Annotated in this window: 25 protein-coding genes; 16 read left to right on the forward strand and 9 right to left on the reverse strand. The window is 62.3% G+C overall.

What is annotated here, in order from left to right:
- Positions 1–108 precede the first annotated feature (108 nt).
- The 5 genes from ACXR0M_RS20440 to ACXR0M_RS20460 all read left to right on the forward strand — a co-directional run bounded on the left by ACXR0M_RS20440 (position 109) and on the right by ACXR0M_RS20460 (position 4,641).
- Complete coding sequence (locus tag ACXR0M_RS20440; protein WP_017336358.1) at positions 109–411, forward strand: MazG-like family protein; 303 nt, start codon at positions 109–111, stop codon at positions 409–411.
- On the forward strand, positions 411–1,160 hold the full coding sequence (locus ACXR0M_RS20445) for a methyltransferase (RefSeq protein WP_458833579.1): 750 nt from the start codon (positions 411–413) through the stop codon (positions 1,158–1,160). The genes ACXR0M_RS20440 and ACXR0M_RS20445 overlap by 1 nt, the downstream gene beginning before the upstream one ends.
- A gap of 12 nt (positions 1,161–1,172) precedes the next feature.
- Positions 1,173–1,781: a DUF4136 domain-containing protein gene (locus tag ACXR0M_RS20450; protein WP_458833580.1), complete on the forward strand. Its 609-nt coding sequence runs from the start codon at positions 1,173–1,175 to the stop codon at positions 1,779–1,781.
- 51 nt (positions 1,782–1,832) lie between these two features.
- Entirely contained in the window at positions 1,833–2,390 is a 558-nt protein-coding gene (locus ACXR0M_RS20455) for a DUF4136 domain-containing protein (protein ID WP_458833581.1), read from the forward strand.
- Positions 2,391–2,643: 253 nt separating this feature from the next.
- Positions 2,644–4,641, forward strand: a complete 1,998-nt coding sequence (locus ACXR0M_RS20460; RefSeq protein WP_458833582.1) for a pilus assembly protein TadG-related protein — start codon at positions 2,644–2,646, stop codon at positions 4,639–4,641.
- Here the strand turns inward: ACXR0M_RS20460 and ACXR0M_RS20465 are convergent.
- Both ACXR0M_RS20465 and ACXR0M_RS20470 read right to left on the reverse strand, forming a co-directional pair.
- Positions 4,638–7,385 (reverse strand): PAS domain-containing sensor histidine kinase, encoded by a 2,748-nt coding sequence (locus ACXR0M_RS20465; protein WP_458833583.1) that lies wholly within the window; start codon positions 7,383–7,385, stop codon positions 4,638–4,640. The two genes, ACXR0M_RS20460 and ACXR0M_RS20465, sit on opposite strands and share 4 nt — an antisense overlap.
- The gene (locus ACXR0M_RS20470) at positions 7,382–7,828 is read right to left on the reverse strand and encodes a TadE/TadG family type IV pilus assembly protein (RefSeq protein ID WP_458833584.1); all 447 of its coding nucleotides are present in this window, start codon (positions 7,826–7,828) and stop codon (positions 7,382–7,384) included. Before ACXR0M_RS20470 ends, ACXR0M_RS20465 begins: the two co-directional genes overlap by 4 nt.
- Positions 7,829–7,904: 76 nt before the next feature.
- Here ACXR0M_RS20470 and ACXR0M_RS20475 point away from each other — a divergent pair, with 76 nt between their 5' ends.
- Both ACXR0M_RS20475 and ACXR0M_RS20480 read left to right on the forward strand, forming a co-directional pair.
- A complete protein-coding gene (locus ACXR0M_RS20475) occupies positions 7,905–8,375 on the forward strand; it encodes a prepilin peptidase (RefSeq protein ID WP_458833627.1) in 471 nt (156 codons plus the stop codon).
- Positions 8,376–8,493: 118 nt separating this feature from the next.
- On the forward strand, positions 8,494–9,279 hold the full coding sequence (locus ACXR0M_RS20480) for a response regulator transcription factor (protein ID WP_458833585.1): 786 nt from the start codon (positions 8,494–8,496) through the stop codon (positions 9,277–9,279).
- Positions 9,280–9,340: 61 nt separating this feature from the next.
- On the opposite strand, the gene ACXR0M_RS20485 is transcribed toward ACXR0M_RS20480, so the two are convergent.
- From ACXR0M_RS20485 to ACXR0M_RS20495, 3 genes are all read right to left on the reverse strand, one after another.
- Positions 9,341–9,748 (reverse strand): response regulator, encoded by a 408-nt coding sequence (locus ACXR0M_RS20485; protein WP_458833586.1) that lies wholly within the window; start codon positions 9,746–9,748, stop codon positions 9,341–9,343.
- 66 nt (positions 9,749–9,814) lie between these two features.
- Positions 9,815–10,027, reverse strand: coding sequence for a Flp family type IVb pilin (locus ACXR0M_RS20490; RefSeq protein ID WP_458833587.1), 213 nt, complete (start codon positions 10,025–10,027; stop codon positions 9,815–9,817).
- Positions 10,028–10,142: 115 nt separating this feature from the next.
- On the reverse strand, positions 10,143–10,349 hold the full coding sequence (locus ACXR0M_RS20495; protein ID WP_458833588.1) for a Flp family type IVb pilin: 207 nt from the start codon (positions 10,347–10,349) through the stop codon (positions 10,143–10,145).
- A 334-nt stretch (positions 10,350–10,683) separates the two neighbouring features.
- Here ACXR0M_RS20495 and cpaB point away from each other — a divergent pair, with 334 nt between their 5' ends.
- The 9 genes from cpaB to ACXR0M_RS20540 all read left to right on the forward strand — a co-directional run bounded on the left by cpaB (position 10,684) and on the right by ACXR0M_RS20540 (position 20,769).
- Complete coding sequence (cpaB, locus tag ACXR0M_RS20500; protein ID WP_458833589.1) at positions 10,684–11,616, forward strand: Flp pilus assembly protein CpaB; 933 nt, start codon at positions 10,684–10,686, stop codon at positions 11,614–11,616.
- Positions 11,617–11,636: 20 nt separating this feature from the next.
- Positions 11,637–12,860 carry a type II and III secretion system protein family protein gene (locus ACXR0M_RS20505; protein WP_458833590.1) on the forward strand — a complete coding sequence of 408 codons (1,224 nt, stop codon included), beginning with the start codon at positions 11,637–11,639 and terminating at the stop codon, positions 12,858–12,860.
- The gene (locus tag ACXR0M_RS20510) at positions 12,857–14,050 is read left to right on the forward strand and encodes a pilus assembly protein (RefSeq protein WP_458833591.1); all 1,194 of its coding nucleotides are present in this window, start codon (positions 12,857–12,859) and stop codon (positions 14,048–14,050) included. The genes ACXR0M_RS20505 and ACXR0M_RS20510 overlap by 4 nt, the downstream gene beginning before the upstream one ends.
- Positions 14,047–15,315: a CpaF family protein gene (locus tag ACXR0M_RS20515; protein WP_458833592.1), complete on the forward strand. Its 1,269-nt coding sequence runs from the start codon at positions 14,047–14,049 to the stop codon at positions 15,313–15,315. The genes ACXR0M_RS20510 and ACXR0M_RS20515 overlap by 4 nt, the downstream gene beginning before the upstream one ends.
- A gap of 18 nt (positions 15,316–15,333) precedes the next feature.
- On the forward strand, positions 15,334–16,218 hold the full coding sequence (locus tag ACXR0M_RS20520) for a type II secretion system F family protein (RefSeq protein ID WP_458833628.1): 885 nt from the start codon (positions 15,334–15,336) through the stop codon (positions 16,216–16,218).
- A 1-nt stretch (position 16,219) separates the two neighbouring features.
- On the forward strand, positions 16,220–17,104 hold the full coding sequence (locus tag ACXR0M_RS20525) for a type II secretion system F family protein (RefSeq protein WP_458833593.1): 885 nt from the start codon (positions 16,220–16,222) through the stop codon (positions 17,102–17,104).
- A gap of 23 nt (positions 17,105–17,127) precedes the next feature.
- Positions 17,128–17,850 carry a tetratricopeptide repeat protein gene (locus ACXR0M_RS20530; RefSeq protein WP_458833594.1) on the forward strand — a complete coding sequence of 241 codons (723 nt, stop codon included), beginning with the start codon at positions 17,128–17,130 and terminating at the stop codon, positions 17,848–17,850.
- Positions 17,851–17,867: 17 nt separating this feature from the next.
- The gene (locus ACXR0M_RS20535; protein ID WP_458833595.1) at positions 17,868–18,140 is read left to right on the forward strand and encodes a DUF3613 domain-containing protein; all 273 of its coding nucleotides are present in this window, start codon (positions 17,868–17,870) and stop codon (positions 18,138–18,140) included.
- 229 nt (positions 18,141–18,369) lie between these two features.
- Complete coding sequence (locus tag ACXR0M_RS20540) at positions 18,370–20,769, forward strand: autotransporter family protein (RefSeq protein WP_458833596.1); 2,400 nt, start codon at positions 18,370–18,372, stop codon at positions 20,767–20,769.
- Positions 20,770–20,914: 145 nt separating this feature from the next.
- Here the strand turns inward: ACXR0M_RS20540 and ACXR0M_RS20545 are convergent, their stop codons facing one another.
- The 4 genes from ACXR0M_RS20545 to ACXR0M_RS20560 all read right to left on the reverse strand — a co-directional run bounded on the left by ACXR0M_RS20545 (position 20,915) and on the right by ACXR0M_RS20560 (position 26,802).
- The gene (locus tag ACXR0M_RS20545) at positions 20,915–22,585 is read right to left on the reverse strand and encodes a ShlB/FhaC/HecB family hemolysin secretion/activation protein (protein ID WP_458833597.1); all 1,671 of its coding nucleotides are present in this window, start codon (positions 22,583–22,585) and stop codon (positions 20,915–20,917) included.
- 134 nt (positions 22,586–22,719) lie between these two features.
- Entirely contained in the window at positions 22,720–24,267 is a 1,548-nt protein-coding gene (locus ACXR0M_RS20550) for a collagen-like triple helix repeat-containing protein (protein ID WP_458833598.1), read from the reverse strand.
- 325 nt (positions 24,268–24,592) lie between these two features.
- Positions 24,593–25,447: a MaoC family dehydratase gene (locus ACXR0M_RS20555; protein WP_458833599.1), complete on the reverse strand. Its 855-nt coding sequence runs from the start codon at positions 25,445–25,447 to the stop codon at positions 24,593–24,595.
- Positions 25,448–25,449: 2 nt separating this feature from the next.
- Positions 25,450–26,802, reverse strand: a complete 1,353-nt coding sequence (locus tag ACXR0M_RS20560) for a 3-oxoacyl-ACP reductase (RefSeq protein WP_458833600.1) — start codon at positions 26,800–26,802, stop codon at positions 25,450–25,452.
- Positions 26,803–26,972 lie beyond the last annotated feature (170 nt).

The following is a 26,972-nucleotide window of genomic DNA, read 5'->3' on the forward strand; positions in this document are numbered from 1 at the left end:
TTACTTGACCCACGCATTCGCGAGCAAGCCCGCTCCCACCAAAAGCACAGCGTGCCCCTTGCCTTCGCTTGGCATCCCCCCGAAGCTATACGCCTTCAGGAGAACCCGATGAACCTTGTTGAACTGACCGAACGCCTGCACGCCATTCGCGACCGCAATGACTGGCGGCAATTTCACAGCCCGAAAAATCTGGCCATGGCCGCCAGCGTCGAAATGTCCGAGCTGGTGGAGATTTTCCAGTGGCTGAGCGAAGACCAGTCGCGCCAGTTGCCGGCGGACAAGCTGGCGCATGCCGGGCAGGAAGTCGGCGACATCGTGCTGTACCTGTTGCTGCTGTGCAGCGAGCTGGGGCTGGACATGAATGAAGTGGTGCGCAGCAAGCTCGCCGATAGCGAACGGCGGTTCAGCTGATGAGCGACCGGCATTTCGATCAGTTGGCGACCCGGTTCGCCGAAAAAATCTACGGCGGCGCCAAAGGCGCCATCCGCCTTGCGGTGTTGCAGGCCGACCTTGGCGAAGCGCTGCCGGAGCGGCCGCTGCGGGTGCTGGACATCGGTGGCGGTCTGGGGCACATGTCGCTGTGGCTGGCCGAACGCGGCCACGAGGTGACCTTCACCGAGCCGGCCGAGCCGATGCTCGAAGGTGCCCGCCAGCGCTTCGCCGAGGCCGGGCAAACTGCGACCTTCATTCAGGCACCGTGGCAGGACCTGCTGGGTCAACTGACAGAACCCTATGATCTGGTGATCTGTCACGCGGTGCTCGAATGGCTGGCCGAACCCCACGCGATCCTGCCGGTGCTGCACCAACTGACCAAGCCGGGTGGCTGGCTGTCGCTGGCGTTCTACAACCGCGATGCACTGATTTACCGCAACCTGCTCAAGGGCCATTTCAAGAAGATGCGCAAGAACGTCATGGCCGGCGAAAAGCAGAGCCTGACCCCGCAACAGCCGCTCGACCCACGGGAACTGGCGACGCAACTCGATGGGTTGTGGCAGGTCGAAAGCCAGAGCGGGGTGCGGGTTTTCCACGACTACATGCCGGTGGAATTCCAGGCCCGCGTCGAACTGGCGGATTTGCTGGAGATGGAGCTCGCGCACCGTCGTCACCCAAGCTTCGCCGGGCTTGGGCGTTACTTGCACTGGATCTGCCGGCCGATCTGAGCGGAGCACGAGATGAAAGCACAATCGGGGCTATTGCTGATCTGTCTGGGGTTGGCCGCCTGCCAGGGCAGCAACCCGTATGTGGCGCAATCGCGGCCCTTGCCGCCAGCGCCGGCGCAAGCCGCCAACACGTTTGATCGCAGGGCCTATCCGGCCCCGCCGCGCGATTACGCGCGCTATCGCAGTTGGGCCTGGCTCAACGGGCAACTGCCGCCAGGCACGGCATGGGCCGATTCGGCGCAAGTGGCCGAGGCGGTCAGCAATGCCCTCGACCAGCGTGGCCTGCGCCCGCTGCATGACAATCGTCCGGCCGACCTGTTGGTGAGCGCCAGCCTGCATCTGGAAACCCGCTTGCGTCAGGTGCAGGACGATTACGGTTATGGCGGATACAGTGGCTATGATCGGTACGGGCGCGGTTACGGCATGTACAACACGGTGCCGATTGTGCGCACTTATCAGGAGCAGGTGGTCGTGGTGCAGGTCAATCTGTTCGACGCCGGCACTGGTCAACCGGTGTGGAGCGCCAGCGCCGAAACGGCCGACCAGGGCAGTCAACTGGTGCGCACCGATGCGATTCGCCAAGCGCTGGAAAAGGCCCTGTCGGCCTATCCGCCCAGCTAGACTTTACGCAAGAACACATCGCGGATTCAGGCCTTCAACCGGAGAACTATCATGTTCCGTCGTCTCGCTTTACTGGCCCTGGCCGCGCTGCTCAGTGCCTGCGCCGCGCATCAGGTCAATCATGACTTCGACGCCAGCCGCGACTTTGCCGCCTATCGCAGCTGGAGCTGGAAAGACCCCGCGCTGCAATACCGCCCGGATGATCCGCGGATCCACAGCGATCTGACCGAGCAACGCATCCGCCAGGCCGTCAGTGACCAGCTCGATCAGCGCGGTTTGCGTCCTGCCGCTGCAGGGGCCAAGGGTGATCTGAGCGTGCAGACCTACCTGATCGTCGAGGATCGCCAGCAGCAAGTGACCACCAACTACGGCGGCGGGTGGGGCGGTCCGTGGAACGGTTACTGGGGCGCGCCGATGTACAACGAAACGCGCAACATCACCTACAAGGTGGCGACGATCCAGATCGACCTGCTAGACGGCAAGGACGGCAAACTGGTGTGGCGCGGCAGCGATGAACAAATGCTCAGCAGCACACCCAACCCTGAGGACCGCAGCAACGCGATTCGCGAGACGGTCGGGCGGATATTGGCCAACTATCCACCGCGGTGAACCGGTTTGGAAAATGGGAGCTCAAGTAGCTCCCATTTTTTTCGCCCCACCAAAAATCCCCTGTGGGAGCGAGCTTGCTCGCCAATGCATCGGGTCATTCGGCATGGAGGTGACAGACACTCCGCCTTCGCGAGCAAGCTCGCTCCCACAAGGTTTATGCGGCATCAAAATGGCGCGGTGCCATTAGCCGCGTCTACACTCAAATCCACCATCGGAGGTAGCGCTCGGCAACGCGCCGGCAAAGGAGTGCGCCATGTCGCCACGTTCGCAGTTCAGCGGCCCGGCCCGGCAACGCGGGGCGATCGGGTTGATGGCGGCCGCCACCCTCAGCCTCGCGCTGGTGATGATGTTGCTGGTGGTCGACACCGGGCGGCTGTACATGGAGCAGCGCAAATTGCAGCGGGTGGTGGACAGCGCGGCGCTGGAAGCCGTCAGTCGCGGCGGCAACTGTCTGGCCGGCCTTAGCGCTGCCACGTATGCGGGGCAAAACGCCCTGCGCAATGGCTACAGCGTCGATAGCAACAACACCCTGACAACCACTTGCGGCAGCGTGCAGACCGCCGCCAGTGGACTGCGCACCTTCGCTGCCGATGCGACCCAGTCAAAGGCGGTGAAAGTCGCAGCCAGCCGCACCGTGACCACCAGTTTTGCCGGGGGTGTACAAGCCTTGTTCAGCGGCTCGGCGGTCAGCCTGACCACCACCCTGAATGCCTCGGCGGTCGCTGCGCAACCGATGCCGACGGTGGCGCAACTGAACATCCGCAGCGCCCTGGCGAACATCGACACCGCGCAGTCGAACATTCTCAATCCGCTGTTTTCCGGACTGCTCGGCGGCAACGTCAACCTCACCGCGCTGGGCTGGAATGGCCTGCTCAACACCGACATCAACCTGCTCAGCTACCTCGACCAACTGGCGATCAACCTCAACGTCACTGCCGGCAACTACACCCAGTTGCTCAACACCCAGGCCACGGTCACGCAACTGATTCAGGCGGCCGCGACGGTGGTGCAGCTCAATGGCGCGACGGCTGATGTGCTCACCGCGCTGGGGCAATTGCAGGTCGCGGCGATCAACGCAGCCCCGGTCAAGCTCGGCGATATCCTGCAGTTGCAGACCGGCACCACCGCGGCCGGGCTGGATGCCAACCTGCAACTGCTGCAATTGATTCAGGGCGTGGTGCAACTGGCCAACAGCAAAAGTGCGGTGGCCGCGACCTTGCCAATCAGCGTGCTGGGGTTGGCGAACGTCACGGTGCGGGTCAAAGTGATCGAGCCGCCGCAGTTCTCGGCGATTGGCGACCCGGCGCGGGCCAAGGCCAACCCGTTGGGGCCGGACCGGATTTACGTGCGCACGGCGCAGATTCGCACGCTGCTCTCGGTGAATCTGCCGGTGCTGACCGGGGTGACCGGGCTGGCCAATGCGGCGCTGGGGCTGGTCGGCACATTGACCCCGACCCTCAATGCGCTGCTGAGCCTGAATCTGGTCGACACCCTCAATTCAGCGCTCTGTCTGCTGGGCGCCGGTTGCGAGCAACTTGACCCGAAACTGCTGCCGAGCCCGCAAATCGATATCGCGCTGGATGCCGGCGGCGCGAAAAGCTATGTCACCGATTACAGCTGCCCGACCGGTGCTGGCGGTACGAAAAGCCTGACCGCCCACACCATCACCTCGATTGCCGACCTCAAGCTGGGCAAGATCGATCCGACCAACGCCTTTTCATCGGCGGCCGAGCCAGTGGTCGCGCCCCTGCCGCTGCTGGATCTGGGCATCGTCACCTGTCACAAAATCCTCGGCCTCGGCAGTTGCGACCCCGCCACCCATATTCAATATGGCGCAGGCGGGATTGCGATCAAACTCGATACCTCGGTCGCGCAGAATTCGCAGGATCTGCTGTTTTCCAGTGGCACGCCGTTCGCAACACCGCCCAATCTCAAACTGCCTTCCAGCGTGCAGTCGGCGATCCCCACCAACAACATCGTCGGCAGCCTGAGCAACACCCTGGCCGGGATCAATCTGATCGTCTACCAACCGGTCGGTGGCAACCCGCTCGGCGCAATTGTCACCGGCGTGGCGTCGTTGATCAGCGATGTCAGCAGCCGCTTGTTGCCGGTGGTGACCGGCGCCGTCAGTCCATTGCTCGACCCGCTGCTCAACAATCTGCTTAAAAGCCTGGGCATCAACCTGATGGACGTCGACGTCGGCGCCAACATGACCTGCGGTCAGACCGGCAAGGCCTATCTGGTGATCTAGGCCGCCGGCACCACTGGCAGCTCGATGCAGAAACGCGCGCCTTGCGGCGAGTTGCGCACGCTCAGATGGCCGCCCATGTTGTCGATGATGCCGTAGCTCACCGATAGCCCCAGCCCGGTGCCGACGCCGATCGGTTTGGTGGTGAAGAACGGTTCGAAAATCCGCTCCAGCAACCGCGGGTCGATGCCGCCGCCGTTGTCCTCAACCCACAGCCGCACCTTGTGCTCATCACGCTCGGCGTAGATCGAAATCCACGGCTTGAATGTCGGGTCCTTCTCGCGCTTGCCAAGCAGCGCATCGCGGGCGTTGACCATCAGGTTGATCAGCACCTGTTCCAGTTGATCGACATAGCCGCGCACCTGCACGCTGAACGCGGTTTCGCTGATGCGCAGGTCCACGCCCTTGCCGCGCATGCCTTCGGCCAGCAGCGACAGCGTGCCTTCAATCGCCGAGGCCGGGTTGAACAGTTGCTGTTCGATCTCCGAGCGACGGCCGAACACGCGCATGTGATCGACCACTTTTGCCGCGCGCTGCACCTGAGCGTCGATGCGGTTGAGTTTGTCGGTCAGGTAGTCGATCTGCACATCGCCGTTGCCCAGACGCTTGAGCACGTTGACGATGGCCATGCGCATCACGTTCAGCGGCTGGTTGATCTCGTGAGCGAGGCCGGTGGCCATTTCGCCAAGGGTGGCCATTTTTGCGCTTTGCGTGAGTTGCTGCTGCGAGCGCCGCACCTCGGTGTTGTCGCGGCCCACGGCCTGCACTTCGAGCAGGCGCCCCTGTTCATCGAACACTCCGCGGTCGGACCAGACCCACCACGCATGCTCGCGCCCAGGCAGTTGCAGGCTGATTTCCGCAGTGCTCACCGGTTGCTCCGGGGTCAGCAGCGCCAGGCGTTGCACGAACGCTGCGCGTTGTTCGTCGGACATCCAGCTGCCCAAGTCGACCCCCGGCAATTGCTCCGGCGTGCATTCCAAATAGGTCGCCAGCGGGCGGTTGCCGAAGGTCAGGGTCAGGTCCGGGCGATAGCGGCAGATCATCGCGGGCGAGTCTTCCACCAGAATCCGGTAGCGCTCTTCGCTGTTTTTGACCTGTTCGGCGGCGAGAGTCGCTTCAGTGACGTCCAGCCACAGGCCGACCGCCTCGACCGGCAGGCCAAGGTCATTGCGCAGCAGTTTGGCTTCGTCGAGCAGCCAGTGGTAGTCGCCGCGTGCGTCACGCAGGCGGAAACGTGCGCGCGCCGAGCCTTCACGCAACAATTGGCGGGTGCGGGCGAAATACAGCTCGCGGTCTTCGGGATGAATCAATTGCACCCAGTCGGCGGCGCTGCAGGTATCCGCTGTCCAGCCCAGCAGGGGCTGCAGGCTGGCGCTGAAGAACGCCGGAATCAATGCGCCTTCGGCATAGTGCTGGACATAAATCACCGCCGGCGAACTGGCGATCAGATTGTCCAGGCGCGCATGCGCGGCTTCGGCGCGTTGCTGCTGATTGTGAATGTCGCTGATGTCGAGCATGAACCCCACCAGCCGCCGCTGCTCGCCACTGCCGGCGACTTGCCCCTGCAGGCGATACCACAGCGGTGTTTGCCCCGGCCCGTTGCGGTGCAGACGAACGCTGAGGTTCAGTGCTTCACCGTGCAGTTGCAGGGCGTGCAGGCGGCTGCGCAGTTCTTCGCGGTCGGCCGGATGGATCAGCGCCAGCCAGTCCTGCCGGGAGATCCGCGGACCGTCCGCCGGCAGCACCGCTGATAGCGAAGGCGCCAGTAGCACGTCATCCCCGATTATTTCCCACCAACCGGTCCCGAGCAGGGTTTGCAGGGATTCAAGGCGTTCGCTGTAGTGCTGATGTTGCTGCTCCCGCAGACGGCTTAACAACGGGCCGGCGAGGGCGCCGGTCAGGGCCATCCAGTCACGGTCGTTCAGGTGCGGTGCGGCCAGATCCACGCTGTAAAAACCGCAAAGCAGCCATGCCGCCACGCCGCGATCATCGCTGTAGGGCACGGCGAAGCCGTCGGCGTTGCCGAACACGCTTTCCACCCGTGAATGTTCGTACAAGCCATGATGCGCGCCGAGCCGCTGCGGGGCGCTGCCGTTGAGGCTGTCGAGCGGTGTGCCCAGACGTTGGCCGTTTTGCCACAGGTTCGGCGCATCGTGGGCGCGATACTGCGCAAAAATCTGCCAGCCCTGTTCCTGTTCGTCGAGCAGGGCGATGGCCAGACACGGGATACGCCAGCGCTGGGCGATGGCTTGCAATTGCTCACTGAGCACCGTCGGCAGACGCGTCAGACTGCACGTACGCAAGTGGTCGCTGATCTGCCCGGCGAGCGCCTGACAGGATTCGCGCTGGCGCGATTGCTGACGCTCCAGCAGCAGATCGCCAATGTCCATCAGTTGCAGCGCCCAGCCCTCGGCCAACGGCTGCACCCAGCCGCGCAGGTGCAGGGTCTGATCGCTAAGACCCGGGAAATCCAGGTCGAGCATGTGCCCTTGCCAGTCCTGCGGGCGGCCTTCAATCGCCAGGGTGCTGTGCGCCAGTAAATAATCCGACAGCGGCAACGGTGAACCGTGGGGCGGCTGTTGCGCCAGCCGATGACGCAGCGGCCCGGCGATCTGCAACACACAGCCGTCGTGATCCAGATGCAGATGCAAGCCAAGCGGCGGCGTGCCGAGATGATCGGGCAGTTCGCTGGCGGCGGCAGGCGTACGTTTGAGCAGGCGCCCGAACAGGTGGTCACCGGCGGTCAAAATTTCAGGCTCGATGTGGCGGTCAGGTTGGCGGGCAGGCTCGGTACCGTGCCCACCCCCGGCAACACCAGAAACGGGATGACCTGATTGAGCTTGCTGGTGGGGTAATTGACGCTGACCGTCAGTGTGCCGGCGCTGGCGTCATACACCGCCGAGGTGTCGACACCGACCACCAGGTTCAGTGTCGATGGCACCCACTGCAATTGTTGGGTCAACGCGGCGTTGGCGGTGCTCACCAGCACGCTGGCGTAACCGGGTGTGTTGGGATCGACCGCGACGCCACGGCGTACGGCTTCGGCGGTTGCCTGGTTGAAGGTCTGCATCAACACAAACGGCAGGCTGTAACTGACCAGCGCGTAGAACACCGCAAAAAAAATCACGAATACCAGAGCGAATTCAATCGCCACTGCGCCTGCCTGTGATTTTGCAAAGCCGGTTTTCATGACTGCGTCTACCCTGACGTTCACTGCTTGGTATCAGCATAGAATCATTCAGCAAAATCGGACGGGATTTAACCGGATGCAGAGCTTCGTTCTCCTGATCTGGCTGGCGGTGTGCGCCGCCCAGGATGCCCGGCAACGGCGTATCGCCAATGGGCTGACGTTCGGTGCGGGCGCCCTGGCGCTGATCTATCTGCTGGCGACCGGTACGACCTGGATGGGCGCCGATGCGCAGCAGGGACTCTGGGCTGGCGCGCTGGCTTTGGCGTTGACGTTGCCGGGGTATTTCATGGGCCGCATGGGCGCCGGCGATGTGAAACTAATGACAGCCATGGGCCTTGCGACGAACGGTTTATTCCTTCTTTGCGCGTTTATCGGCGCGGCTATCGCCAGTTTGCTCTGGCTGCTGATTGCGCCAAGAGTCTGGCTGCATATGAGTCAAGGACTTAGAGAACATCTTCGCCATCTGCAGCCAGGAGCGTCAAAGAAGCTGCCATTTGCACCGTTCGTGCTGGTCGGCGTCCTAGGGTTTATTCATTGGATCCACTAATTGCCAGTTGCCACCCGTTCTATGTACATAGTCGGAAAGTGCGTCTACTTTCAAATGAAGCCGTTACACCGCCAGAGTGCAGAAACAGCCAGCTTTGGCCCGAGCAATGGAGTGGTTCGTGAACAAGCTTACCTCGGCGGTAAAAGTGCTCGTGGTCGACGATCAACCGTTGATCGTTGAAGAGTTGTGCGAGTTTCTCGAGAGCAGCGGCTACCGCTGTGTACCGTGTGCATCCAGTCAGCAGGCGATCGAGCGTTTCAGCGAAGACACGGAGATCGGTCTGGTGCTGAGCGACCTGCACATGCCGGACATGGATGGCATCCAGCTGGTGCAGGAACTGCAGCGCATCAGCGGCAAACACCGGGCGTTCGAAGCGATCATGCTCACCGGTCGCGCCGACAAGCAGGACGTGATCAAGGCCCTGCGCGCCGGGATTGCCGACTACTATCAGAAGCCGATCGACATGGATGAACTGCTCGAAGGGGTGAGACGTCAGGAGGCGGCGCTGCACGAGCGGCAGAAAAATCTGCAATTGGGGCATCTGAACCAGAAGCTGCAATTTCTTTCCGAATCCATCGACGACCTCTACCACGATCTGGACAAGGTCCGGCGCCATCCGACGGCGGTGGTCAGCGACTCGCTCGGCGGTGAAAGCACTGAGGCAGATCAGGATATTCCGCAGATCTTCAATCAGCTGTCGCCACGGCAACTGGATGTGGCGCGTCTGGTGGGCAAAGGGCAGACCAACTATCAGATCGCCTGCGAGCTGGGCATCACCGAAAACACCGTGAAGTTGTACGTGTCGCAGGTGTTGCGCCTGACCCACATGCATAACCGTACGCAGTTGGCATTGGCGTTATCGCCCAGTGCTTCGGCGGCCCGTCAGCGTCAGACCGCACACTGATTCCCGATAGCCTGCTCCTTGCGCGCAGGCAGTCAATTCTGCCAAAAACCTCGCGCCTGAATCAGCCGGTCTGTGTCTTCGCTTTGGGGAACAGATTGTCCAGAGTTTCCAGCAGGCGCACGTGATAGATCGGCTTGCGAAACAGGTCCAGCACCTGCAGGCGCAGCATGTCGCTGACGTCCTCCATGTCGGCATGTCCGGAGGTGACGATCACCGGCAAATGCTCGCGGGAGGTGTGTTCGCGCAGGCGTTTGATCAGCGACATGCCGGACTCCTCCGGCATGCGCAGATCGGTAATCACCAAGGCGATATCCGGATGGCGGGTGAGGTGGTGCAGGGCGAGTTTCACCGAGGTCGCGGTGTGGCAGACAAAGCCCTCGCCCTCCAGCAGCTCGGCCAGCTCAAGCAGCGCGTCCTCTTCATCGTCAACCAGAAGCAACTGTTGGCGGGGGAGTGAGGAGGCAGTCATGGGCAGTCCCTGAAAAACTGGAGATGAGGTCGAGTGTAGCGCGACATTCGCCGGGCGCGACTCACATCAGGGCGTCTGCACCGGGGCTGTTTGCGCAGTGCCGCCGAGGGACACCAGGACGCTGTTGAAAATGGCCAGTACCTTGGCGCCAACCGGGGTCACGAACACCACGACCACCACCGCCACCATGGCCACCACGATCGCGTACTCAATGGCCGAGGCGCCTTCACTGCTCGCCAGGAATGCCCGTGCACGCATCAGCAGATATTCAAGAACCATAACCGCTCTCCTTTGCCCCGGCCGGTGGCCGGGCGCTGGAAAATCAGGAGCTTTCGTCAATGGCCTGGCGCGCTGTTGCTCTTTCGCGCGCAGGCACTGAACGCAATGGGAACAATCAAGGCACAGGTCGCACTTGTGCTGTTCCGCCGAGGCTGGTCAGTACGGTGTTGAAAATCGCCAGTACCTTGTTGCCGACAGGTGTCACGAACACCACGACAACCACGGCGACCATTGCCACCACGATTGCATACTCGATGGCCGATGCCCCTTCCTCGCTTTTAAAAAAAAGACGGGCTCTGGCCAGCAGATATTCGAGAATCATAAGGTCCACTCCTTTGCGCCTATGGCGCCGATCCAACGCTACAGCGGCATGCCTTCACCGTGCTATCAGAGCATTGTCAACAAACCCCCGGTCAACAACTGTAAGAACGGATTAATCACAAAGGATTAACCGGATCGTTGGTTGCGCCTTCCCTACAGTTAATTGGCCATAACTCATACTTTAGTAAGATATTTTCCTGTCACTAATGGCGTTTTGGCCCGTATCAGCTAGCGTGGAAATAGCGAAATCGTTGCATGTTCATAGCTGCTTGATCGCGAAAAATTCTCTCATCAGGAAGTACAGGCTGTGGGGCAGCAGGAAAGGGAGCGCCGTTATGAACAGTCGCGTCACCATGGGTCTTGCAGCGGTGCTGTTGCTCGGTGCAATCGTCGTCGGCTACTGGGGCCTGGTGCTCAGTCGGCAACCGGCTCCTGTTGACCAGCCGCCCGCCGCTCCGACCGTGGTGGTGGAAAAAACAGTCGCTGCCGCCGAAGACCAGACCCGTCAGCCCGTGGTGGTGCTGTTGCACGATGTCCCGCCCTTTACCCCTCTGACGGCTGCCGATGTTGCGGTGGAAAAACTGCGCAGTGCGCCGGCAGGCAGTCTCGCCAGTATTGACCAAGCCGTCGGGCGCATTCCCTGGCGGCATTTGAGTGCCGGCAGCTGGCTCAATGAGCAAAGCTTCGAAGCTGGCGGCGCGCTGGCGCGGATGATTCACAGTGACGAGCGCGCACTGACCGTGGCGGTGGATGAGGTGATCGGTGCTGCCGGGCAGTTGGTGCCCGGTGATTACGTCGACGTGCTGCTGTTTCTGCGTCAGGACGCCAGCAACCTGCAGCAGTCCGCGCAAATCGTGGTGCCGGCCATGCGCGTGCTCGGCGTGGGTGAGCAGTACGGCCTGACCAACGATGGTCAACCGGCCAATCCGGCGCTGAGCGCCGAGGAAAAACTCAAACAGGATCAACGCCGGATCGCCGCGCGCACCGTGGTACTGGCGGTGCCCGAGCCACTGCTGAGCCGAATGATGCTCGCCACTCAGGTCGGCACGTTACGGCTGGCGGTGCGCAGCAGCGAGGAGCAGCGGCTGGCCAAATACTGGGCCGGTGAAAAACAGGCGCCGGCGCACCTGGACAACGCCAACAGCCAACTCTTTCAGTTCACCCAACTGGCCCTCGGCGCCGCGCCGAAAGCGCCGGCCTCTGGCGGCCATGCACGGACACCGATGGAGGTGATCCGCGGCAATCAGGTTTCCCGACAAGCCCCATGACTGAGCAAGGATCCACGTGCATGCAGAGTCGCTTCCGGCCGCTATTCAAGCCTGTAGTCCGGGCCTTGATACTGATGGGACTGTCGATGGACGCGGCTTTCGCGGCCACCGGCAATTGCTCGGCACTCGCCCGTATGCCGGCGGTGATCGAGATCGGCGAAGGTTTCCAGCAGGACATCCAGTCGCCCGTGGCAATCACCCGCGTAGCCATCGGCGACCCGAAAATTGCCGATGTGCATGACACCGGCAGCACCTCGTTTCTCCTCACCGGCGTGGCCCCCGGCGCCACCAGCCTGATGGTCTGGACCGCGTGCTCCAGCGAGCCGCGGCAGAGCATGGTGTTCGTGCAGGGCAGTGCCACCGCGGCATTGACCAGCGCCAGCCGCTTGCCTTCCGATGATCCGACGCTGCCCTCACAGGTGCAGACCGACATTCGTTTCGTTGAAGTCAGCCGGACCAAACTCAAGGAGGCCACCGCTTCGCTGATCGGCACCCGGGGCAATTTCCTGTTCGGCTCCCCCGGTACATTGCCGCCGATCGATGGCGTGCCCACACCGAGATTGCCGGTGGACAACGGCTTGTTCAATTTCTCGTGGATCGGCGGCAAGACCATGGCGATCATCAATGCGCTGGAAACCAGTGGTTTTGCGTACACCCTGGCGCGACCAAGTCTGGTGGCATTGAGCGGGCAGAGCGCAAGCTTTCTCGCCGGTGGTGAAATCCCGATTCCGGTGCCCAGTTCCGGCAGCGACACCGTGACCATCGAGTACAAGGAGTTCGGCATCCGCCTGACCCTGACCCCGACCGTGATCGACCGCAACCGCGTGGCGCTGAAAGTGGCGCCGGAAGTCAGCGAACTGGATTACGCCAATGCCATCAGTATCGGCGGTACCCCGGTGCCGGCCCTGACCGTGCGCCGCACCGATACCAGTGTGTCGCTGGCCGATGGCGAAAGCTTCGTCATCAGCGGCTTGATCAGCACCACCAACAGTTCACAGGTGAACAAGTTTCCGGGGCTGGGCGATATTCCGGTGCTCGGTGCCTTTTTCAAAGGTTCGCAGATCAAGCGTGAAGAGCGCGAGCTGCTGATGATCGTCACCCCGCACCTGGTGCAGCCACTGGCGGCGGATGCGCAACTGCCGTCGCTGCCGGGGGAGAAACTGCGCAAGTACGACCCGAATTTCTATCGCATGTTCTTCCTCGAAAACGGCAACTTCGACAAGCGCAGCGGGTTGTCCCAATGAACCAGAACCTGAGCCAGACCTTTCTTGCGATCACCCGCAACAGCACCGATCTGGAATGGCTGCAGGGCGCGCTCGCGCCGCTGGGCCAGGTGGTCAGCGCCGGCGCCGGCAGCCTTGATGAGCTGCTGGCGCTGGTCGACGTGACCTTCGCCAGCCTGGTGTTCGTCGGCCTCGACCGTGACCATGTGGTGGCGCAGAGCGCGTTGATCGAAGGCGCGCTGGAGGCCAAGCCGATGCTCGCCATCGTCGCCCTCGGCGATGGCATGGACAATCAATTGGTGCTCAATGCGATGCGCGCCGGCGCGCGGGATTTTGTCGCCTACGGTTCGCGCGCCAGTGAAGTCGCCGGACTGGTGCGGCGCCTGAACAAACGCCTGCCTCCGGTGACCGCCAGCACGCAACTGGGTGGCTTGACCGTGCTGTACGGCACCCAGAGCTATTGCGATGGGGCGTTGTTGGCCAATCACATGGCGCTGGTGGTGCAAAAGAGCGGGCAGCAAACCCTGTTGCTGGATCTGGGTCTGCCCCGGGGTGACAGTCTGGCGCTGCTCGGACTCGAAAGTTCGTTTCACTTTGGCGATGCCTTGCGCCATTTGCGCCGGCTCGATGCCACGCTGATCGACAGTGCCTTCACCAGCACCGAGACCGGGTTGCGGATTCTGGCTTATGCCAGCCACGACGAACCACTGGAAAGCACCAGTGCCGCCGAGCTGTACATGCTGCTCAGTGCGTTGCGCCAACACTTCCAGCACATCGTCGTGAACCTCACCGGGCAGTCCGACAGCGAGGCCTTGCGCACCTTTGTCAGTCATTGCGACAAGCTGATCTGGTACACCGACCAGAACGTGCTGAACTGCCGGCGCAACCTCGCCGTGCTCAACGTCTGGCGTGAAAAGGGCATGAAACTCGACCACGCGCGTTTGCTGGTGGACGGCTATCTGGGCAGCGTGGCGCCGGATTCGGAAACCCTCGGCAAAACCTTCAACCTCGAAGTGATTGCGGTGCTGGCGGCCAACGCCGAGGTGCGCCTGAACGCGAAGAATCAGGGCGTCAGCCTGTTCGAACTGGCTCCGCGAGAGAAACTCACCCAGGGTCTGCGTACTCTTGGTGAGCGCCTGGCCAAGCGTTCCGAAGGCCTGGTCAAACCCAAAGTGGTCACTTGGTTCGACCGCCTGCGAGGCAGCTCATGAGCGCGGAAAAACTGTTTGGCGCGGCGCAGCATGGCGCGGTCGGCAACACCGATTACGAAGGCCTGAAGCTGGTGCTGCACCGCTACATCATCGACGCCATCGAAGAGTCGGGGAAAAACCTGTTGGAAGGCTCGCGCCCGTTGCTGGCGCAGTTCGTCACCGACAAGGCTGCCGAATACATCGCCCGTCTGCACCTGGCGATCTCCCGTTACGAGATGGAACGGCTGGCCGAGGAAATCGTCGATGAACTCACCGGTTTCGGCCCGCTGGAAGTGCTGCTGCGCGACCCGGCGGTGACCGAGATCCTGGTCAACGGCCCGCACCGGGTGTTCATCGAGCGCGATGGCGTGCTGCATCAAAGTGACCTGCGTTTTATCGATGCGCATCACGTCGAGCGGGTCATGCAACGCATTCTCGCACCGCTCGGGCGGCGCCTCGACGAGTCTTCGCCGATGGTCGATGCGCGCCTGCCGGACGGCAGCCGGGTCAACGCGATCATTCCGCCGATTGCCCTCGACGGCCCGTGCCTGTCGATTCGCAAATTCCGCAAGGACATGCTCAAGAGCAGCGATCTGATGGCGATGCAGACCATCGATCTGGCGATTTTCGAGTTTCTCCAGGAGGCAGTGGGCAAGCGCTGCAACGTGCTGATCAGTGGCGGTACCGGCACCGGCAAGACCACGCTGCTGAACATCCTCAGTCAATTGATCAACCCGCATGAGCGGCTGGTGACCATCGAGGACGTGGCCGAATTGCAGCTCGGCCATCCGCACGTGGTACGCCTGGAAACCCGCCCGCCGAATGCCGAAGGCCACGGTGAAGTGAAGGCCAGCGACCTGATCCGCAACGCCCTGCGCATGCGCCCCGACCGGATCATTCTCGGCGAGATTCGCGGCGTTGAAGTGGTCGATGTGTTGACGGCGATGAACACCGGCCACGACGGCTCGATGAGCACCGTGCACGCCAACAATGCGCAGGATGCCTTGCTGCGCCTGGAAACGCTGGTGGGCCTGACCGGGCGCTCGATTGCCGAGCGCACCTTGCGCCAGATGATCTGCGCCGCCCTCGACGTGATCATCCAGCTGACCCGCATGCCGGATGGCCGCCGCTGTGTCAGCGAGGTGGTGGAAGTGGTCGGCATTCGTGAGGATGTCTACGTCACCAACACCCTGTTCCGCCTTGATCGGCGCAGCGGTTTCGGCTTCCTGCGCGAAGCGGTCAATCCGGCCGGCGACAAGTTGCGGCAAGAGACGAGCCTGGGCTGACAACATGGGGCGCACATGATGATCGGACCGGCCATTCTCATCCTGCTTTGTCTGATGCTGCTCGGGCTGTCGATCTGGCTGTTCCTGCACGGTATCCACAAGAACCACAACGAGCGCGTGCTGAGTCGCCTCGCGGCCGGACAGCCGCAACTGGCGGCGGAGAAACCCGTCTGGGTCGGGCTTGAGCGGATGTTTCTGCGCGCCGGACTCGGGCGCCCCTCCGGACGTTTGGGCCCTTGGCTGACGCTGTGGGGCATGACGGTCGTCTTCGGTTATCTGGTGGCGAGCTGGGTCGGTCTGCTGACAATGCTGCTGGCACCGCCGCTGGTGGTGCGGCTGTACGTTGCCTGGCTGTATCACCGACGGATCAGACGCATGATCGAACAATTGCCGCCGTTGCTCGACCACACCGTGCGCAGCCTCAAGTCCGGACGCACCCTGAGCGATGCGGTAATGGGCGGCATCGAGGCGAGCGACGATCCACTGAAACAAGCCATGGGCCGGGTGCAGCGCAACGTGCAGTTGGGGGTCAATCTGCCGGACGCGGTCAGCGACTTTGCCGAGCTGTATGAACAGGACGAGTTGCGCATGTTCGCCCTCGGCCTGAAGGTCAACCATCGCTACGGCGGCAATGCCAGCGAGTTGCTGGAGAACCTGATCAAACTGATCCGCGAGCGTGACCAGGGCGCCCGGCAACTGCGCGCGCTCACCGGCGAAACGCGCATGACCGCATGGGTGCTGGGGTCACTGCCGGTGATTCTGGTGAGCTACTTCATGCTGACCAATCCCGGCTACATGCTCGGCATGTGGAACGACTCCGGCGGGCGCACCATGCTGATCATCGCCGTGGTGTTGCAGGTCACCGGCTGCCTGGCGCTGTGGCGCATGTTGCGGAGCATCTGACATGGTCTATCTCGCTGCTCTGATGTTGCTGCTGGGCGCGCTGCTGCTGGTGGTCAATCACCTGCTGACCGAGCGGCGTCGGGTGCGTCAGGTCAATCAGCGCCTGCACGGCCACCTGGTGCGGGAAAACCGTTTCGGCAACTGGCTGCGCGTCTTGGGCAACAGCCGTTTTGGTCAGCGCTCGGTGAGCATCGACAGCGAAACCCAGACCCTGCTCAGCCGCCTCGGTTGGCGCCGCGCCAGCGAACGGGCGCTGTACGCCGCCTGCCAGATCGGTACGCCGCTGCTGGCGCTGGGGCTGGCGATCTTTCTGCAGCAAGTGTTTTTTCCCCATGCCAACAACCACTGGATCGTGCCGATGCTCGCCACCGGCGCCGGCTACTTGCTGCCCAAGCGCTTGCTCGCGTACGCCGCCGGACGTCGGCAGAAAACCATCGCCGTGGAAGTCTCCACGTTTATCCCGTTGCTGCGCATCCTCTTCGAGTCGGGCATGGCGGTCGAGCAAGCGTTGCGCGTGCTCAGCAGCGAAGGGCAGAAACTGCTGCCGGACCTGACCCACGAACTGCGGCTGATTCTGGCTCGGGTCGACTCCGGGCTCGAGCTGGGCCAGGAACTGCACAAGGCTTCGGTGCTGCTCGCGGTCGATGAATTCACCGACACCTGCGTGATCCTGCAGCAACTGATTCAACAGGGTGGCGGGGCGATGAAATCGTTGCTGGCGCTCAAGCAATTGCTCGACGACCGCCGCCTGACCCGCCTGCAGGAATACATCTCGAAGATGTCGGCGAAGATGTCGGTGGTGATGATGCTGTTTCTGTTTCCGGCGTTGCTGATCGTACTGGCCGGCCCGGGGTTCACCGCGATTACCCGGGCGTTCGCAAATTGATGTGGGCTCATGGAGAGCGATTGATGAAAGCACTGATAGTGATCGCAAGTCTGTTGATGCTCGGTGGTTGTGCCACTGACGGTCAGGCGCCGTGGTCGGCGCTGCTCGCACCGGCCAGTTGCAGCAAGCTCGATTCCGAGCAGGAACTGGCCCTGAATCTGGCCGACGATCTGGCCAACGATGGCAAGCTGCACGCCAGTCTGGCCAACCTGCAAAGCCTGCCCGACAACCTCGCTGAAGTGCGCTTGCGCAAGGCCAAGGTCTATCGCCTGCTCGGGCGCAATGAGGCCGAGCCGCTGTATCGCGGCCTGCTCGGCACCTGCCTGACGGCGGATGCCGAACATGGTCTGGGCCAGCTCTACGCGGCTCGCGGTGATAACGGCCAGGCCCAGGCACACCTGCAGCGCGCGGTACGTCTGGCGCCGACCAATGACAAGATCCGCAACGATCTGGGGGTGGTCTACCTCAACCAGTTACGCCTTGAAGACGCACGTTTCGAATTCCTCACCGCCATCGAACTCAAGCAGAACGATCAACTGGCATCGCTGAATCTGGTGACCTTGCTGCTGTATCAGAACAACTGGCAGCAAGCCGCGGAAATCGTCAGTCGCGCGCACCTGACCCCGGCGCAATTCTCCGAAGCGCAGAGCCGTGCGGAAAAGCTCAAGGTACCGGCCAAGGCTCCGGCGGCAGCCGGCAATCAAGTTGCGGTGGTAGCTGAGCCTCAACCATTGACGCTCAAATGACATTCAGGGAGATCACCATGAAGACCTTGCACCGTGTGTGCTGCCTGACCCTGCTCAGCCTGCCGCTCGCCGCCCAGGCAATCGACGCCGGCCCGGCCTCGGCGCAGCAACAGGAAACCGAAGGCTGGCTGGTGCTGCAGAGTCGCAACAAGGCGGCTTCACCGACACCGCAAGCCGCCACGGCGGCAGAGCGCGAGCTGGCCATGCAGCGCTGGCTGAAAAAGTACAAATACGAGATTCCGGATTTCTACGACCCGGATGCCGGCGGCAAGATCGAAAGCAAAAACTAGGTCGATTGATTACGCTTGATTGCCGCCATCTGCTGACCAAACTGGCGCGCGTCGATGAAGGGTGGCTTTAAAATTGACGCCATTCTGTTGACTTTTTGATGGTGTCAAAGTGATGGCTCGTGTACATTCCCCGCGCCCGAATCAGAAGAACTGACGGGACGGTAGGGATGCCTGAATCACGCAATGAACCCTGCTGAAATTGCTTATTAATTTTTGAAGGGAATCTCGCGTGACCATCGTTCGCCTGCGCCGCTCTGTCCTGGCGCTCTCCATTGCCGCCGCTACGCTGCACACCCCCCTTGCTGTCGCCGCCGGCGCCAGCTTGAATCACGACCTGAGTGGCGGACCGCTGACCAGCAATCTGCAAAACTGGGGACTGATCACTCTTAGCGGTAACGGCACTATCGCTCCCGTCTCGCAGGTAAGTTCGACCTATGGCGCACAACTCACGGGCGTGACCGCGGATCAACTGCGCAACACCGGGAATATCCGGATTGACGGCGCGAAATTCGGCGTCGGTATCAATCTGGGGATGGCCGGTGCGGTGCCGACCACCATCACCGGCGCGCTGCTCAACGAGGGCTCTGTTTCGGTTCACGGCCTGAGCAATGAAGGGACCTCCAGCGGTATTTCCGATATCGGCAGCACTCTGGGCAGCTCGTTTTCCAACACCGGCAGCATTGACGTCAGCGGCCAGACGGCCAGCGGCGTCATGCTGGTGCACACTCAAATGAACGGGCTCAGTAACCAGGGCAGCATCACGGCAAGCGGCACCGATGCAGTGGGCGTGTTGCTCGACGGCGCCACACTGAGCCTGTCGGTCAACAACATGGGCACCATCCGGGCGACTGGCAGCAACGCCCAGGCATTGGTATACGAAGGGGTCAAGTTCAACCGTCCGAGTGGCCTCAACTCCTATGGGCTGTGGAACGGCGGCACTATCTCCGGTGAAGACATTGGTGTGCACGTCAGCGGTCAGGCCAGTGGTGCGCTGCCTTTCGGCATCTATCAAATGGCCGGGTTGATCGAAGGTGGCAAGGCTGCGATCCAGGTCGATGACGGGGCGAGCTATTTCTATTTCTATGGCGGCGCCGTGAAGGGCGATCTGCTCGGTCTGTCCGGGGTTCTGGTCGATGGCGATGCGGTCTTCGACGGCTCGACCATCCGCTCCGGCTACGTCACCATCGAGGAGGGCACACTGACCTTGATGAAGCCGCACACCACGTTCATCGGCGACTTCGATATGGAAGAATCCAGTTCGGTGCTGGAGATGTACCTCGGTAACGACACCAATCCAGCGCTGCCGGTGTTGAAAGTCACGGGCACCACCGATATTGCCCCGGGTGCGCAGCTGCGCCTGCTGGCGCGTTCCAGTGATTTCCGTGTGAGCCCCGGTGGCACGCGTTACACCCTGATCAGCTCGGGCAATCTGATTGGCGGCAACAACCTGAGCGTGACCTCGAGTTCGGCGCTGCTGGATGTGAAGAGCTTCGGCGTAGTCGGCAACGACATCACCAGCGTGGTCACCACCAAATCGAGCGAGGTCCTGGCGGAAAACACCCTGGCCGTTGGAGGCAGCACCAACGCGGCAGTGGCGGTGGGTCGGGTCGCGGGTCTGATGTCACGACTGGATGAGCAGGACCCGGTGTTCCAGGCATTTGCCAACGCCGGCAGCGATGCACAACTGGCGCGGCTTTCCGAAAGTCTGAGCCCGGATGTCAGCCGTGGCGTGCTGCATGCCACGACCAACAGTCAGACGCTGGTGTCGGAGGTGCTCAACGAGCGCTCCAGCCGCGCACGCAGCAGCGCTTCGACAACCGACAAAAGGGTCTGGCTGCAATCGCTGAGCAGTGACGCCAATCAGGACGAGCGCCGTGGTGTGGCCGGTTATGACGCTGACAGCCACGGGGTCGCGGTGGGTGCCGATGGCCAGTTGAATGCCGATACGACTCTGGGTCTGGCCTACAGCTATCTCGACAGCGACGTGAAGTCCGATCTTGGTCACAAGACCCAGGTCACCGGGCATGCGCTGACGCTGTACAGCAACTGGGTGCATGACAACTGGTTCGTCGATTCCTCGCTGATGTACGGCTGGAACGACAACGAATCCAAACGTTACATCGCCGGCACTCAGGCCAAGGCAAACTACGACAGCCATGTGTTCGGGGTCAGTGCACTGGCCGGTTACAGCGTACATCTGATGCCGGATGCAGTACTCGAGCCGCAGGTTGGCGCGCGTTATGCCAACGTGGGCATGGATGCCTATCGCGAAAAAGGCAGTTCGGCTTCGTTGAACGTCGGCAGTCAGCGTTACGAGGTCGGCGAGATGGGCGTTGGTGCGCGTCTGGCTGCGGCGTTCGCGGTCGGTAGCGGCAGCTTGGAGCCTGAAGCGAAGGTCATGGCCTGGCATGATGTCATTGGCGATAAGGTCGTGACCCAATCGTCGTTTGTGCTGGGCGGTAATGCGTTTACCAGCCGTGGCACCACGCCGGTCCGTGACAGCTATGAACTGGGTATGGGCGCCAACTATCGTATGGGCGCATGGAGCGTCGGTGGCTCCTACAACTACGTGACGGCCAGCGGTTTCGATTCCGACGGTTTCACCGCCAAGGTGCGTTACGCGTTCTGATTCAGGAAACCTGAAACCTGTAGGAGCTGTCGAGTGAAACGAGGCTGCGATCTTTTGGCTCTGGTTATTCAGATCAAGATCAAAAGATCGCAGCGTGCCACAGCTCCTGCATGTTTTAGTCAGGCTGAAACTACCATCCCGTCCTCTACAGCTGATAGCTGAAACTGATGCTGTAACGCGCCCGCCGATTGAACGTATCCAGCGCTTCGTCCGACATCGGCTTGGCCGCCTCCAACGCAATGTTGTAGTACTTGGCATCGCCGAAACGCAGGCCCACCGCCGCCGAAGACAGATCGCTGCTCTGCACCTGTAGTTTGTTGAACCAGGTTTTCGAACGGTCCAGCACCACGTACGGCTGCAGGATGCGCACCCAGTTACCGTCGCGATTGAAGCTGTAGTTGACCTCGTAAGCCGCCCCCCAGCCCTTGTCGCCCGACGCCTGATCGTCCGGGTAGCCACGGCCGAAATTCTGCCCGCCAAACACCGCGCGTTCGCTGTCGGGCAGGGTGTCGTCACTCCAGTACAGCGCTGCCGAGAGCACGCCTTGCCAGTTGTCGAAGAACTTGTCGCTCTGCACCCCGGAAAGGCGCAGGCGCAGGAAGTTCAGGTCCAGCGCCGGGTTGTTGGAGTGCGCGCCCATGCTGTCCAGCCCTTGATACAGCCCGCCGCTGAGAATTCGCAGTTGCCGGGCATCGGCCTTGCGCCAGTCGCCTTCGAACGCCAGCGCGCGTACGTCGGTGCGCTCTTCGATGCTGATGGGATAACCGACCACGTCATAGCGGCTGGTGCTATCCACCGCGTACAGTCGCGCGCCGCCATTGAGCAACTCGTTCGAGGCCGCGATGAATGGGTGGCTGACGCCGATGGAGTAGCGGTCATCCTCCTTGTGCGGCTTGAGTTCGAAGCCATCGCTGGTGAATACGCTGTTGCCCGGATCGGAGCGGTAGCGTGAGGCGAACAGGCTCACTTGCGTGCCTTCGCTGTTGAGGAACTGGTTGTAGTCCAGACGGTAGTAATGCTCGTGATCGTCGCCCGGTGGAAACAGCCCGCTGAGGGTCAGCTGTTCGCCCATGGCGGTCTGCGAGTTGCTGCTTACGCCGAGCAACGCCTGGGTGCCGTTGCGGTTGTCTTCGGTGGTGCTCATGGTGCTGGTGAACGCTTTGCGGCTGGCTTGAGCGATCAGCGTGGTGGCGCCATCGGTGGTGCCGGGCGGCGGCACCTGCGCCTGCAGGGTCACGCCGGGGATACGGGTCATCAGCGTGGTGTAGCGCTCGAACGTCTTGCGGGTCAGCGGCCGTTCGGCCTGGATTTTCGCCGTCAGTTTGTCGAGCAGTCCTTTGACCCGGCCAACATCGCCTTGCAACTGCACATCGCGAACATACCCCTCGACCAGCACCACCCGCGCCACGCCCTCATCGAAGCGTTGTTGCGGCAGAAAGGCATAGGACAGCAGATAGCCGTCCTGCTGGTAGCGACGGGTGATGTTGCGCGTGGCTTCAATCAGATCGGCGAGGCTGGTCTGGTGGCCGATCAGCGGTTTGTAGACATCGGCCAGTTCGTTGAGCGGGTAGATCGTGCCGCCTTCGATCTGCACGGTTTTCAGATTGACTTTGGTACCCATCAGCAGCGGTTGTGCGGCAGCGGCGCCTGGCTCGGGCACTTGCAAAGGCGTGGCGGCCGGACGATAGGCATCCGCTGGCAAATTCGGCACAGGCAGGTTGCGCGTGGTTTCGTTGCTGTTGAGGAAGCTGGGCAGGGTGTCGGCGAGGGCGGCGGAACTGAGACTGAGGAACAGCAGGGATGCCATTACGCGCATAGGACACTCCATGGTCAAATCACAGCGCTGGGTTGAATGCTTCCTAAGAAAAAAGCGGAAGACTCTGTAGGAATCTTCCGCTTCAACCAAGCGTAGGCGCTGTAGGGGAGGCCGTCGAATCGGCCAGGTGCAATTTAGTGTGCGGCGCCTCCCAGCGTGCCGGTCAGGCCGCCGAGTACACCACCGAGGCCACCGGTTGTGGTGCCGCCGGTGCTGGTACCACCGTTGACCAGACCGCCGACGGCGGCGACGGTGTTGCCGACGTTACTGACCACGCCACCGACTGCTGTGGTGACCGGGTTGTCAGTGGACGCGATGGTCGCGCCAATCGTGCCGACTGCGCCGCCCACCTGACCGGTAAGACCGGCGACCGGTGCGCCCAGGCCGGTTGCGGCGCCGACTTGTTGGGTCACGCCGGTGACTGCGCTGGTGACTGGATTAAGCCCTGTGCCGACAGTGGCACCCAAGCCTGCCAGCGGCGAGGTGGTGGCCGTGATCGGCGTGCCCGAACCGCCCAGCACGGTGTTGAGCGACGCGACGGTATTGCCCAGGCTTGCAGTGGTGACGCCACCTGCGCTGACCGCGCCGTTGGTATTGCCGGCGTTCAAGCCTGCGCTTACGTTGACCACCGCGCCGCCGACTGTTTGCAGCAGGCCGGTGCCACCAAGGCCACCGCCCACGCCGCCAGTACCTGAACCACTGCCGTTGGACACCAGCCCACCGGCCTTGCCGACTGCGGTACCGGTATTGCTCAGCGCGCCGCCGAGGGTATTGCTCAAGGCATTGCCGTTACCCGCATCGGTGACTTGGTCGCCCAAGGTGTTCACCGCGCCGCCGACTTGCGAGATCGCGCCTTTGAGTGGATCACCAAGCCCCGTGGCAGTACCGGCTTTGTTGGTGGTGCTTTCGACCATCGCGATCACCGGTACCAGACTGCCGCCAAGTGTGTTGGTCAGTTGGCTGGTCGGGCCGCTGCTCAGCGTGGTGTCGAGAGTATTGCCGAGCATGGTGACTTTCTCGCCAACCCCATCAAGTACCGGCGCGACTCTGGTCACCACACCGCCCACCACTGGAACGCTGCGAGTCGCAGTGCTCAGCTTGGCGCTGAGGTCGGAAACGCCGTTGCCTGCGTCGGTCACGACACCGCCGACCGAGGCGACGGTGGTGGTCAGGCCATTTGGATCGGTGGCCAGTTTGCCGACGCCATCGGCAACGCCGTCACCCAAAGTGGTGACCACATTGCCGGCGGTTCTGGCCGCGCTTTGCACAACGCCACCAACCACAGGAACAGTACTCAGCGAGTCGCCGACCTGCCCGACGCCATCGCCGACACCCGCAACGGTATTGCCGACATCCTGCACCAGCGTGGTGGTCACCAGCGGGCTTGGGCTGGTCGGGGTGGTGGGGCCCGTTGGATCGGTCGGGTTGGTAGGATTGCTCGGATCAGTGCCACCGGTCCCGCCAGTGCCACTCGTGCTACCGGTTCCACCTGTGCCACCGGTCCCGGCGGTATCACCGCTGCCACCGGTACCCGATGTGCCGCCAGTGCCTGCGGTACCGTCTGCCGCAGAACTGCCGGAGCTGCTGTGATGGCCGCCACCGCCGCTGCTGCAGCCAGCCAGACCAAGGGAAAGGATCAATGCCAGAGCTGTTGCCGATTTGCACCACGCTTGAGTTTTCATGTTTGAGATTCCTTGCACCTGTAACAACCTTCGTCGTTTTCGATGGCTTGCCGATCTGTCGTCGGCAATGCCTCGTCCGTGATTTCAATCTCGATCGGGTCGCGGTTTCCCGCCATTCTCAAGTTGGTATTAACCCCTTTATATAGGGGACGTGGTGCAGCCCTAAGGACTAATACCAGGGTTATAAAAAGGCAAAAAAAAGCCTTGAAAATCAAGGCTGGGTGTTTTTCGAAACGCGGCGTGAAACGCGGAAAAACTTAAGTGATATATACACAATTTACAGGCTTGCCCGGCTTCCAGCGGACAGCAAAACCTTGATCCGGGATCAGGCGATCGGCTGCCAGCGGCCGACCATGTGCTGCAGATCCCCGGCGCCGATCAGGCGCAGCTCGCCGCTCGAACCCGGCGCACTTGCCAATAGCGAAATCTCGCTGGGCAAGCGCACCGGTTTGCGAAAGTCCACGATCACTTCAAGGTTGGCGCTGGGCAGGTGATCGGCCAGCGCGGCGAGGGTTCTTGCCTTGTTCCACAAGCCGTGGGCTATGGCGCTGGGGAAACCGAACAACTTGGCGCTGGCGGCGCTGAGGTGAATCGGGTTGTAGTCGCCCGAGACTTTGGCGTATTGCCGGCCGATGTCGGCTGGCGCTGGCCACTGTGCCACTTGCGTGAGCACCTGCGACGGCTCCCAATTGTGCTCGAGCGGTTCGCCATCGAGTTTCACCCCGCGGCAAAGCATCTGGCTTTCGGCTTCCCACAGTGGCCCGAGTTGATCGTCCAGCGTGATCAACACTTCGAAGGTCGCGCCTTTGGCATGCGGCTGCAGGTTCTGCACCCGCACACTGACCTGCGCACGACTGATCCCGCCCATCGGCCGCAAGACGCGGATACGATTGCTCAGGTGAATCAGCCCGAGCAGCGGGAACGGGAAGTCCTTCGCCGTGAGTACTTGCATCTGCAGGGCAAACGCCAGGATGTGTGGATAAGTCGGCGGCAGCAGGCCGTCATCGGCAAAACCGCACACCTTGCGATAGGCCGCGAGTTTTTGCCCATCGACATCGACCCAGCAGCGCAAACCGCTGTCGGGCAGTCGGGTGCCGGTGATCTTGCGTCGGGTCGCGGCCCGTGCATACAGGCCGGGCAGGCTCGGTTCGCGGTCGAGGGTGTGCCATTCAATGCTCATGTCTACGCCCCCAGCACACTTTGTCCACAGACTCGCAACGCTTGGCCGGTGAACGCGCCAGTGCCCGGTTGCGCCAGCCACGCGACGGCTTCGGCGACGTCCTGCGGCAAGCCGCCCTGGCCCAGCGAACTCATGCGCCGCCCGGCTTCACGCAGACCGAACGGAATGTGTGCGGTCATCTGGGTTTCGATGAAGCCCGGGGCCACGGCGTTGATGCTGATGCCGCGTTCGAGCAGGGTCGGCGCCCACGCCTGGGCGAGACCGATCAGACCGGCCTTGCTGGCTGCGTAATTGGTTTGCCCGCGGTTGCCGGCGATGCCGCTGATCGACGCCAGCAGAATCACCCGCGCGTTGTCACGCAGGGTGCCGTTGTCGAGCAGGGCTTTGGTCAGCACTTGCGGAGCATTGAGGTTGACCGCCAGCACCGCGTCCCAGAATTCGGGGGGCATGTTGGCCAGGGTCTTGTCGCGGGTGATGCCGGCGTTGTGCACCAGAATGTCGAGACCGTCGGGCAGGTGTTCGATCAGTTGCGCGGCGGCGTCTTCGGCGCAGATATCGAGGGTGATCGCCCGGCCGCCGAGGCGTGCGGCGAGAGCTTCCAGGTCGGTCTTGGCCGGCGGCACGTCGAGCAGAATCACTTCGGCGCCATCGCGGGCCAGGGTTTCGGCGATCGATGCGCCGATCCCGCGTGCCGCGCCGGTCACCAGCGCCTTGCGCCCGGCCAGTGGGCGGGTCCAGTCGCTGACCTGGGTGGCGCAGGCGGTCAGGCGAATCACCTGGCCGGAGACGAACGCGCTTTTCGGCGAGAGGAAAAACCGCAGCGGGCCTTCCAGTTGCTCTTCGGCGCCGTCACCGACATAGATCAGTTGCAGTGTGCCGCCAGCGCGCAGCTCCTTGGCCAGCGAACGCGAAAAACCTTCCAGCGCCCGTTGTGCGCTGGAGGCAAACGGATCGCGCAGGGTTTCCGGGGCGCGGCCGAGAATCACCAGGTGCGCGCTGTGTTCGAGATTTTTCATCAGCGGCTGGAAGAATTCGCGCAGCTGTTTGAGCTGGTCGGTGTGCTGCAGGTCGCTGGCGTCGAACACCACGGCTTTGAGCTTCGGCCCGTGCCCGGGAATCCAGGCGGTGGCCCGCGACGGTTCGCTGCCGTAGCTGTAAATCGCATCGGTCAGGCGGTTGGCGAACGCATTGACCCGCTCGGCGAGCGGTCCGCCACCGATCAGCAGTGCACCGTCCACGGGGCGCAGGCGTCCGGCCTGCCAGCGTTCCAGCCGTACCGGCGACGGCAGGCCCAGAGCCCCGACCAGACGGTGGCCGATGGACGAGTTGGCGAAGTCGATATAGCGGTCAGACATGGAACGCTCTCCAGAAATTGGGGTTCAAAGTGTGGACTACCAACGGCAATCAATCGTTCGATCCAGGCAATAAGGCCTACGCTAGAACAGCAGAGTAGACCACTGTCCCTGTGGGAGCTGGCTTGCCAGCGATGGCGCAGTGTCAGCCAACGGAGATGCTGGATGTGCCG

Source organism: Pseudomonas sp. Eth.TT006 (assembly GCF_054456575.1).

Bases quoted from the DNA above. Each gene is read 5' to 3' on its own strand.
- ACXR0M_RS20555 (WP_458833599.1), bottom strand. From the start codon at position 25,447: ATGAGCATTGAATGGCACACCCTCGACCGCGAACCGAGCCTGCCCGGC.
- ACXR0M_RS20535 (WP_458833595.1), top strand. From the start codon at position 17,868: ATGAAGACCTTGCACCGTGTGTGCTGCCTGACCCTGCTCAGCCTGCCG.
- ACXR0M_RS20450 (WP_458833580.1), top strand. From the start codon at position 1,173: ATGAAAGCACAATCGGGGCTATTGCTGATCTGTCTGGGGTTGGCCGCC.
- ACXR0M_RS20530 (WP_458833594.1), top strand. From the start codon at position 17,128: ATGAAAGCACTGATAGTGATCGCAAGTCTGTTGATGCTCGGTGGTTGT.
- ACXR0M_RS20490 (WP_458833587.1), bottom strand. From the start codon at position 10,027: ATGGTTCTTGAATATCTGCTGATGCGTGCACGGGCATTCCTGGCGAGC.
- ACXR0M_RS20475 (WP_458833627.1), top strand. From the start codon at position 7,905: ATGCAGAGCTTCGTTCTCCTGATCTGGCTGGCGGTGTGCGCCGCCCAG.
- cpaB (WP_458833589.1), top strand. From the start codon at position 10,684: ATGAACAGTCGCGTCACCATGGGTCTTGCAGCGGTGCTGTTGCTCGGT.
- ACXR0M_RS20545 (WP_458833597.1), bottom strand. From the start codon at position 22,585: ATGCGCGTAATGGCATCCCTGCTGTTCCTCAGTCTCAGTTCCGCCGCC.
- ACXR0M_RS20510 (WP_458833591.1), top strand. From the start codon at position 12,857: ATGAACCAGAACCTGAGCCAGACCTTTCTTGCGATCACCCGCAACAGC.
- ACXR0M_RS20440 (WP_017336358.1), top strand. From the start codon at position 109: ATGAACCTTGTTGAACTGACCGAACGCCTGCACGCCATTCGCGACCGC.
- ACXR0M_RS20515 (WP_458833592.1), top strand. From the start codon at position 14,047: ATGAGCGCGGAAAAACTGTTTGGCGCGGCGCAGCATGGCGCGGTCGGC.
- ACXR0M_RS20525 (WP_458833593.1), top strand. From the start codon at position 16,220: ATGGTCTATCTCGCTGCTCTGATGTTGCTGCTGGGCGCGCTGCTGCTG.
- ACXR0M_RS20455 (WP_458833581.1), top strand. From the start codon at position 1,833: ATGTTCCGTCGTCTCGCTTTACTGGCCCTGGCCGCGCTGCTCAGTGCC.
- ACXR0M_RS20520 (WP_458833628.1), top strand. From the start codon at position 15,334: ATGATCGGACCGGCCATTCTCATCCTGCTTTGTCTGATGCTGCTCGGG.
- ACXR0M_RS20560 (WP_458833600.1), bottom strand. From the start codon at position 26,802: ATGTCTGACCGCTATATCGACTTCGCCAACTCGTCCATCGGCCACCGT.
- ACXR0M_RS20550 (WP_458833598.1), bottom strand. From the start codon at position 24,267: ATGAAAACTCAAGCGTGGTGCAAATCGGCAACAGCTCTGGCATTGATC.
- ACXR0M_RS20485 (WP_458833586.1), bottom strand. From the start codon at position 9,748: ATGACTGCCTCCTCACTCCCCCGCCAACAGTTGCTTCTGGTTGACGAT.
- ACXR0M_RS20470 (WP_458833584.1), bottom strand. From the start codon at position 7,828: ATGAAAACCGGCTTTGCAAAATCACAGGCAGGCGCAGTGGCGATTGAA.
- ACXR0M_RS20445 (WP_458833579.1), top strand. From the start codon at position 411: ATGAGCGACCGGCATTTCGATCAGTTGGCGACCCGGTTCGCCGAAAAA.
- ACXR0M_RS20460 (WP_458833582.1), top strand. From the start codon at position 2,644: ATGTCGCCACGTTCGCAGTTCAGCGGCCCGGCCCGGCAACGCGGGGCG.
- ACXR0M_RS20495 (WP_458833588.1), bottom strand. From the start codon at position 10,349: ATGATTCTCGAATATCTGCTGGCCAGAGCCCGTCTTTTTTTTAAAAGC.
- ACXR0M_RS20505 (WP_458833590.1), top strand. From the start codon at position 11,637: ATGCAGAGTCGCTTCCGGCCGCTATTCAAGCCTGTAGTCCGGGCCTTG.